This is a genomic window from Pseudomonas folii (genome assembly GCF_014357575.1).
GTDB lineage: Bacteria > Pseudomonadota > Gammaproteobacteria > Pseudomonadales > Pseudomonadaceae > Aquipseudomonas > Aquipseudomonas folii.
Genome location: NZ_JACONW010000206.1, coordinates 1 through 7,825, shown reverse-complemented (window position 1 = coordinate 7,825; position 7,825 = coordinate 1). Strand labels below are relative to the sequence as shown.

The following is a 7,825-nucleotide window of genomic DNA, read 5'->3' as shown; positions in this document are numbered from 1 at the left end:
GGTCCCACGACACAGATGCCGCTACACAGTACCGCCCACGCAGGTAGCAGATCTCCCATTCATCTACTTACAACCCCTCACTTGCCTCAATCCTGACGTCATGGTTAGCTGACTAATAATTAGTATCGACCACGAGTTTTTCTATGCCAATGACAGATGAACATCGCTTCGGTATGCAGCTGGCCCATATGTCCCGAGGCTGGCGTGCGGAGCTGGATCGGCGCCTTGCCGATCTGGGGTTATCCCAGGCGCGCTGGTTGGTGCTGCTGCATCTCGCCCGTTTCAAGGAACCGCCAACGCAGCGCGAACTGGCGCAGAGTGTGGGTGTTGAAGGTCCGACCCTCGCACGCCTGCTCGACAGCCTTGAAGCACAGAGCCTGGTTCAGCGCCATGCAGTGGCTGAAGACCGCCGGGCCAAGAAAATCGTCCTGTGCGACACCGCCTGGCCTTTGATTCAGAAGATCGAAGCCATCGCCACGGCACTGCGGGTCGAGCTGTTTGCGGGTATCGATGAAGAGGAGCTGCGGGTTTGCATGCGCGTCCATACGCGAATCCTTGCGAACCTCGAAAGATCCTGAGGCGCACGAGCTTCTTCTCGCTCATACTTGCAGCCAAGACATTGAAGTCCACGCCATATATTGAATATGCAGAGAAGCCTTCTCAGGTTTCGATAAGGGTTTGTATGCGCAACAGCTCTCCGGCGGCTACACGATCAGGTTTTGCCAGGACCGCTTTACGTCGCGGCTTGATAGTTGCGGCTTTATCTTCGGCATCGATGTTGTATTCGACGTTGGCGTCCGCATTGGGCATGGGCGACATCACCCTGCACTCGGCCCTTAATCAGCCGCTGAACGCTGAAATCGAACTGGTTGAAACAGCAGGCCTGAGCGCGGATGACATCGTCGCGAGGCTGGCTTCACCCGAAGAGTTTGCCCGCGCGGGTGTTGATCGGGTGTTCTTCTTCAATGATTTCCGTTTCACACCGATCATTCGCGGTAATCGTGGCGTGATTCGCGTGGTGTCGAGCAAACCGGTCACCGAGCCGTACTTGCAGTTCCTGGTGCAAGTCATACGGCCAGGCGGCGACATGCTACATGAATACACGTTGCTGCTGGACCCGGCGACCTCTGCGGAAGGTCGTGCTGCGGTGGCGGGACGGCCCCGGTCGTCTGCGACGCCGGGTTCCGAGCAGTCACGAATGCCGGTTGCGCCACCCGTGGCACTGGAAGGTAAGCGTTACTCTGTAGTGGGCGGCGATACCCTGAATTCCATTGCCCGACGCATGCAGGGTACGGGCGCCGGTGCTTCGGCAGGGCGACTGGCTGACGGGATCAAGGCGCTCAATCCACAGGCCTTTCCTAACGGCGACAGCACTGCGCTGAAAGTCGGGCAGAGTTTGTTGCTGCCTGACGCAGCGGTCTTGCCCAACAGTAATCCGGCACCCGCATCAACAGCCGCCGCCCTGCAACCAACTGCCGAGGCCCAGCGAGGCGCTGAACAACTCGCCGTTTCAGCCATCGAAAATCAGCTGCTGACCAAGACCGTGGAGGATCTGCGCCTCCAATTACAGGGCATGCAGGCGTCCATGGATGGCAAGGAAAAGCAGATAGTCAGCCTGCAAACCGAGCTGGCGGAAAGTCGTGCTGCCTCGGCACAACCCGTTCCGGTCGCAGCACCGCCGGGCGACGCGCCTGTTGCAGCGCCGACGGCCGGTCCAGAGCCGCAGAGTGATTCTTTCCTGACCTCACCGCTGTTGGTGGGGGCTCTGGCGATTCTGCTCTTGCTGCTCGTGCTTGCCTGGTCGGTGCAACGTAACCGTCGCAAGCAATCCGCACGCAAGCCAGCCGTGGTCGATCCAGCCCCGAGCAACCCGGTCCGTGAGCCCGTTGTACCCACTTATGACACACCAGCCGTAGCTGCCAGAGTGACCACGCCTGTTGCCACGGCTCCGGCACCTTCACGCCCGGCTCCGGCCCGTCCAGCCGCAGGCAGTACCGATGCGCTGGATGGCGTCAGCATCTACATCGCCTATGGGCGGTTTGCCGAGGCCATGGGAATTTTGCGCGATGCGTTGGCCAAGCAGCCCGAGCGAACGGACATTCGTGTGCGTATTCTCGAGTTACTGGCAGAGCAGGGTGACTCGGCAGGTTTTGCTCAGGAAGAACAGCTTGCTCTGGAGAATGGCGTGGAGGCTGAACAGGTTCAGCAAATCCGCTCACGTTATCCACAGCTCAAACCTGCCGAGCAAGCTTCCGGCGAGATGCCGACGGTACTTGCTGCAGCGCCCGTAGCGGCAGCAATCGTTGCGGCCGAAGTTGCGAAGGAGGAGCCTGCCCAGCTTGATGAGAGTGCTGCCGCAGCGCTCCACCCTGAACCTGCTTTTGATGATTTCCAGCTGAACCTCGATGATTTGTCGATGGATGCCGACTGGGATTTGGTGGATCCCTTCGACAAGCCAATGGCTGCGCGAACTGAAGCGCCGAAAGAGGATGCACCGGTTCAGGAGCCCGAGTTCTCTTCGAATCTCACCGAGCTGCCCGGCGTAGAGGAAATTCCGGATGATCGCTTCCTCAGCGATTTTCCCGAAGAGGAGGGGATCATCGAGTCAAACAGTGACGCTCTGGACGACTCATTCCTGGATGGCTTTATGGATGAATCAGGCGAATTCGACCTGCTCGATCTCGAAGACGTCCCGCTGAGTAAAGTCAATCAGGCTCAAGTACTGATCGATGAAGGTGATATCGAGGGCGCTCGCGAGCTGCTGCAGCAGGTGATCGATGAATCTGATGAAGAACATCAACAGACGGCTCGCGATTTGTTGGCTGGTTTGTAGGAGCCACCACAGTGTTAATGGTACCAAGCTGTCGCGAAGCAGGCAGTGATGCTGTTGGAGCGAGGCTTGCCCGCGAACCGGGCGACTGGGTAAGTCAGACAGACCGCATTATCGTTCTTCGCGGGCAAGCCTCGCTCCAACAGAACCGCTGTTAATTCAATTTGTAGTTAGTCCCTGAGACCCTTTCCATGTCTACCGTAAAACCTGAAATCGTCATCACCTACTGCACGCAATGCCAGTGGCTATTGCGCGCAGCATGGCTGGCTCAGGAATTGCTCAGTACATTTTCCGATGACCTTGGCAAGGTCTCTCTGCAACCCGGCACTGGCGGTGTATTCATCATCACCTGTGACGGAGTGCAGCTATGGGAGCGCAAGGCCGATGGTGGATTCCCCGAGGCGAAGACACTCAAACAGCGGGTTCGCGATCAGATTGATCCTCAGCGTGATCTTGGGCACAACGACAAGACGACGCCGGGTCAGTGAGTCGTGGCGGCCTGAAGTTTTGTCTTACTGCTCATCAGGCCGGAAACCACAATGGCGATGATGATCAGTGCGCCTCCCAGCAGCATGCTCAACGTGGGGATTTCGGCGAACAGCAGCCAGGCGAAGGTGATGCCGTAAACCGGCTCCATTGCAAACACTACCGCGGCGGTTCTCGCCTTGATCACTGCCAGGCTGGCCACGAACAGGCTGTGAGCCAGACCGGTGCAGAATACGCCCAGCAGACCTATCCACAACCAGTCCAGCGCCGGAACACTGCCCAGCTCAGGCGCGGCCACCGGCAGCAGGCAAGCGGCGACGATCAGGTTCTGATACAGCGCCGCCTGCACCGGCGGGACGGTTTTCGAGCTGACGCGATTGACCAGCGACAGCAACGAAAAGGTCAGCCCGGAAAAAACCGCCCATAACAGACCGCTGGTGGCCTCGCTGGCCAGATTGAATTCGGGGGTCACCAGCACCAGTCCGACACTGACCAGTACCACCAGAATGATTTCATTGCTGCGGATGCGTTCCCGAAACAGCAGCCCTTCGAGTATCACGGTGAAGGCCGGAAAGCTGGCAAAGCCCAGCGTGGCGACAGCGACACCGGCAACTTTTACCGCAATGAAAAAACTCACCCAGTGCGCGGCCAGCAGCACGCCTGCCAGGGCTAGTCTCGCCCAGTCGGCGCGCTGCAAGGTTTTCCATGCAGTCTTGCTGGCAAAGCGGGCGAAGAACGCCAGGGCAATGACTGCGAATATTCCGCGCCCGAACACAATGACGGAGGGTGAGGCGCTGGCCAGTTTGCCGAATACGCCTGTCAGGCCAAACATCAATGCGCCGATATGCAAGGCGCCAAGGGCGGAGCGGGGAGTCATGGAGTTCCTTACTGGGCAGCTCTTATCAAACATGAAATGGCTATTTGACCTGTAGGAGCGCACGAGCACCTACAGGTCCATCGTTTGTCGCCAGACAGCGTGTGTCAGGGGCGCTAGGGCAGTCTACCAGCGCCCGTCTTGAAGCATTCAGTTCAACTATTCCTGTTCATTGTCATGACATTGCCACAACCCCGTCACATTCGATTAACCGGCACCGGGCATTCTCATGCAAACCCAGCAGGAGATGGTTCATGACCAGTGCTCAGCTTGCCAAACCCAGCCGTAAGCAACGCGTTCGCACTTTGTGGATTTCCGATGTGCATTTGGGCACACGGGATTGCCAGGCGGAACACTTGTCACATTTCCTCAAAGGCTACGAGGCCGACAAGGTCTATCTGGTCGGCGACATCATTGATGGCTGGAAGCTGCGCAGCGGCATGTATTGGCCCCAGGCTCATACCAATGTGATCCGCCGCTTGCTGACCATGAGCAAGCGCGGCACCGAGGTGATCTATGTCACCGGCAACCATGATGAGTTTTTGCGTCGCTACTCGAAACTGATTCTGGGCAACATCCAACTGGTGGATGAAGCCGAGCACGTCACGGCTGACGGGCGTCGTTTTCTCGTTATCCATGGTGACCAGTTCGACGTCATCACCCGCTACCACCGCTGGCTGGCATTTCTGGGTGACTCGGCCTATGAATTCACCCTGACCCTCAACCGCTGGCTGAACCACTGGCGGGCGAAGTATGGCTACGGTTACTGGTCGTTATCGGCGTATCTCAAGCACAAGGTGAAGACTGCTGTCAGCTTCATCAGCGACTTTGAGGAAGCCATTGCCCACGAGTGCGTCAAGCGCGGCCTGGATGGTGTGGTCTGTGGGCATATTCACCACGCCGAGATGCGCAGGGTCGGGGGCGTGGAATACCTCAACTGTGGGGACTGGGTCGAATCCTGTACCGCGTTGATCGAACATCTGGACGGCACTATTGAGCTGTTTCGGCTCGCGGATGCTCATCTTCAGCGCGATGAAGTGCCTGTCGAAGAAGAACTTGAGGCCAGCGAGCCGGTGGTCTAGAACGGCACTTTGCCCGTCAGCATGTCGCGGTACATCACGAAATCGCCCAGCAGGCTATAAAGCGGATGCTTGAATGTAGCGGGGCGGTTCTTTTCGAAGAAGAAGTGGCCAACCCAGGCAAAGCCATATCCCGCCAGCGGTACGAGCCAGATCAGGCCCCAACTGCCGCTGCCAATCACAAAGGCCAGCAGGAAAATAACCAGACTGGTGCCGACGAAGTGCAGGCGACGGCAAGCGCTGTCGCGATGCTCCTGTAGATAGTAAGGGTAGAAATCGGCGAAGCGGGTAAACGACTTGGTGGTTTCCATGGCTGGAGTTCCTGATCGTTGGCGCTATTGGGTTTAATGCCAGCTGGCTTTTGCGTCAGCTGACATTAAACGCCATTACGATCAGTGACGCCAGAATGCCGGAATGCACAGCACCAGTACGGTGATGATCTCAAGACGCCCCAGCAGCATGCCGCCTGACAGAATCCACTTCGCCGCGTCGGGCAGGGTGGCGAAGTTACCGGCTGGGCCGATGGTCTCGCCCAGGCCAGGACCTACGCCGGACACCGTACTTGCAGCGCCCGTCAGCGCGGTCATCCAGTCGAGTCCCAGTAGCGACAGCAACAGGGCGATGCCGCAAATCGTGATGGTGAAGAAGAACGAGAACGTCAGGATCGAACGAACGATTTCGTCGTCCAGGCGGTGGCCGTTATACGTCTGCTTGAGCACTGCACGCGGGTGGATCAACTGATTGAGGTTGGCCTTGAGCAGGATGTAGGCCACCTGGAAGCGGAAAATCTTCACTCCGCCAGCGGTGGAGCCGGAGCAGCCACCAATAAAGCCCAGATAGAAGAAGAACATCAGCGCGAAGTTGCCCCACAGACTGTAATCCCCGAGGGCGAAACCGGTGGTGGTCACCACGGACGTCACGTTCAGGGCCACATGGCGCAGTGCGTCGTACCACGGCAAATCGGTGGTCGCCCAGTACCAGCCACCGAGTACCAGCCAGGTGACCAGCAACAAACCCAGCAACCCGCGCACCTGTTCATCCCGAAACAACGCGCCGCGGTTGCCTCGCAGTGTTGCGACGTACAGGGTGAACGGCAGGCTACCCAGGATCATCACCACAATGGCCACCCAATGCACTGACGGCTGTGGCCATTTGGCCAGGGACATGTCCGAGGTGGAAAAACCGCCTGTGGAAATGGCTGACATGGCGTGGTTGATCGCATCGAACAGGCTCATGCCCGCTGCCCAGAAGGCCAGACTGCCCAGCGCGGTGATGCTGACGTAGGCCAGCACGATGAACTTGGCCACCATGTGCGAGCGGGGCATGACCTTTTCCGAGCGGTCGGAAGATTCGGTCTGGAACAGACGCATGCCACCAATACGCAGCAGCGGCAGAATCGCTACCGCCATGCCGATGAAGCCGATGCCGCCCAGCCAGTGGAGCATTGAGCGCCAGATCAGAATGCCCGGCGACATGGTGTCCAGGCCGCTAAGTACCGTAGAGCCCGTCGCGGTAATGCCGGACATGCTTTCGAAGAAGGAGTCGGTGTAACTGATGTGCTGGGTAAGCAGAAATGGCAGGGCGGCAAACACGCAGACGACAATCCAGCTGGAAACCGTCAGCAGATACATGTCCCGCGGCCGCAAATGCACGTGTTCCGGTCGGCCCGGCAGGATCAGCGCCAGACCGGCCATGAACGTCAGCAGACTGGCCCACAGGAAAGATCGCAGGTCTTCAAAGCGATCGTAGATCACCAGGGTCACCATGGGCACGACCATGGCGATGGCCAGGGTGATCAGGAATATGCCGATAATGAAACCGATGATGCGAAGGGTCGGCAACGCCATGCAGTCACTCTGACTAGTTCGGGGAAAGGCGCCATTCTACCTGCGGCCCACGGCAAGTAAACCGTGGCCTGTGCGCCGCAGCATGTAAGTAATTGCCTCAGCCGTTCGTTATCCGTGTGCACAGGCTCTAGAATGGCCCATCATTTTTCAAGGAGGTAGCCCATGGAGGCGCTCGACGTATTGCTCAATCGTGTATCGGTCCCACGATTGATCGACCCGGCCCCGGATGCAGCCCAGCGTGAAATTCTATTCAGCGCGGCCATGCGTGCCCCGGATCACGGCCAGCTGCGGCCATTCCGCTTTATCACGGTGGAAGGCGCAGCCCGTGAGCGGATGGGGGACTTGCTTGCCCAGGCATTGCAGGCCAGCGGATCGGAAGTAACCCCGCAAGCACTGGAAAAAGCACGCCTCGGCCCATTGCGCGCGCCGTTGGTTGTGGTGGTAGTTGCCCGTTTGCAGGATCACTACAAAGTGCCGAAGGCTGAGCAACTGATTACCGCGGGTTGTGCGGCCCATAGCGTCTTGCTGGCGTCTTATGCATTGGGCGTGGGTGCGGTGTGGCGCACGGGTGAACTGTCCTGCTCGCCGCTCGTCGCCAAAGGTTTTGGCCTGGCGGATGACGAAGAGGTGATTGCTTTCCTGTATCTGGGCACGCCTCAGAACCCACCACGGGTAGCTGCGAAAGTGGATGTGGTGGATTTCGTCAGTG

Annotated in this window: 9 protein-coding genes; 5 read left to right on the top strand and 4 right to left on the bottom strand. The window is 58.5% G+C overall.

What is annotated here, in order from left to right; translation table 11 throughout:
* The first annotated feature begins 143 nt into the window (after window positions 1–143).
* Window positions 144–578 carry a MarR family transcriptional regulator gene (locus H8S59_RS25000; protein ID WP_095093432.1) on the top strand — a complete coding sequence of 145 codons (435 nt, stop codon included), beginning with the start codon at window positions 144–146 and terminating at the stop codon, window positions 576–578.
* 82 nt (window positions 579–660) lie between these two features.
* Here H8S59_RS25000 and H8S59_RS27030 read toward each other — a convergent pair whose 3' ends face one another.
* Entirely contained in the window at window positions 661–810 is a 150-nt protein-coding gene (locus tag H8S59_RS27030) for a hypothetical protein (protein WP_246475610.1), read from the bottom strand.
* Between H8S59_RS27030 and H8S59_RS24995 the strand changes: the two genes are divergently transcribed.
* Together H8S59_RS24995 and H8S59_RS24990 are read left to right on the top strand one after the other, a co-directional pair.
* A complete protein-coding gene (locus H8S59_RS24995; protein ID WP_246475608.1) occupies window positions 809–2,833 on the top strand; it encodes a motility hub landmark protein FimV in 2,025 nt (674 codons plus the stop codon). The genes H8S59_RS27030 and H8S59_RS24995 overlap by 2 nt on opposite strands.
* Before the next feature lie 188 nt (window positions 2,834–3,021).
* Window positions 3,022–3,318, top strand: a complete 297-nt coding sequence (locus H8S59_RS24990; protein ID WP_187523161.1) for an Rdx family protein — start codon at window positions 3,022–3,024, stop codon at window positions 3,316–3,318.
* On the opposite strand, the gene H8S59_RS24985 is transcribed toward H8S59_RS24990, so the two are convergent.
* A complete protein-coding gene (locus tag H8S59_RS24985; RefSeq protein WP_187523160.1) occupies window positions 3,312–4,193 on the bottom strand; it encodes a DMT family transporter in 882 nt (293 codons plus the stop codon). The two genes, H8S59_RS24990 and H8S59_RS24985, sit on opposite strands and share 7 nt — an antisense overlap.
* Before the next feature lie 251 nt (window positions 4,194–4,444).
* On the opposite strand from H8S59_RS24985, the gene H8S59_RS24980 reads away from it, so the two are divergent.
* The gene (locus tag H8S59_RS24980) at window positions 4,445–5,272 is read left to right on the top strand and encodes a UDP-2,3-diacylglucosamine diphosphatase (RefSeq protein ID WP_095093428.1); all 828 of its coding nucleotides are present in this window, start codon (window positions 4,445–4,447) and stop codon (window positions 5,270–5,272) included.
* Here H8S59_RS24980 and H8S59_RS24975 read toward each other — a convergent pair.
* Together H8S59_RS24975 and H8S59_RS24970 are read right to left on the bottom strand one after the other, a co-directional pair.
* Window positions 5,269–5,580: an Mpo1-like protein gene (locus tag H8S59_RS24975; RefSeq protein ID WP_095093427.1), complete on the bottom strand. Its 312-nt coding sequence runs from the start codon at window positions 5,578–5,580 to the stop codon at window positions 5,269–5,271. The two genes, H8S59_RS24980 and H8S59_RS24975, sit on opposite strands and share 4 nt — an antisense overlap.
* Window positions 5,581–5,661: 81 nt before the next feature.
* A complete protein-coding gene (locus H8S59_RS24970; RefSeq protein ID WP_187523159.1) occupies window positions 5,662–7,116 on the bottom strand; it encodes a TrkH family potassium uptake protein in 1,455 nt (484 codons plus the stop codon).
* A 162-nt stretch (window positions 7,117–7,278) separates the two neighbouring features.
* Between H8S59_RS24970 and H8S59_RS24965 the strand changes: the two genes are divergently transcribed.
* Window positions 7,279–7,825 (top strand): nitroreductase family protein (locus tag H8S59_RS24965; protein WP_187523158.1); only part of this gene is annotated, 547 nt, incomplete at its 3' end.

Bases quoted from the DNA above. Each gene is read 5' to 3' on its own strand.
- H8S59_RS25000 (WP_095093432.1), top strand. From the start codon at position 144: ATGCCAATGACAGATGAACATCGCTTCGGTATGCAGCTGGCCCATATG.
- H8S59_RS24995 (WP_246475608.1), top strand. From the start codon at position 809: ATGGGCGACATCACCCTGCACTCGGCCCTTAATCAGCCGCTGAACGCT.
- H8S59_RS27030 (WP_246475610.1), bottom strand. From the start codon at position 810: ATGCCCAATGCGGACGCCAACGTCGAATACAACATCGATGCCGAAGAT.
- H8S59_RS24990 (WP_187523161.1), top strand. From the start codon at position 3,022: ATGTCTACCGTAAAACCTGAAATCGTCATCACCTACTGCACGCAATGC.
- H8S59_RS24985 (WP_187523160.1), bottom strand. From the start codon at position 4,193: ATGACTCCCCGCTCCGCCCTTGGCGCCTTGCATATCGGCGCATTGATG.
- H8S59_RS24980 (WP_095093428.1), top strand. From the start codon at position 4,445: ATGACCAGTGCTCAGCTTGCCAAACCCAGCCGTAAGCAACGCGTTCGC.
- H8S59_RS24975 (WP_095093427.1), bottom strand. From the start codon at position 5,580: ATGGAAACCACCAAGTCGTTTACCCGCTTCGCCGATTTCTACCCTTAC.
- H8S59_RS24970 (WP_187523159.1), bottom strand. From the start codon at position 7,116: ATGGCGTTGCCGACCCTTCGCATCATCGGTTTCATTATCGGCATATTC.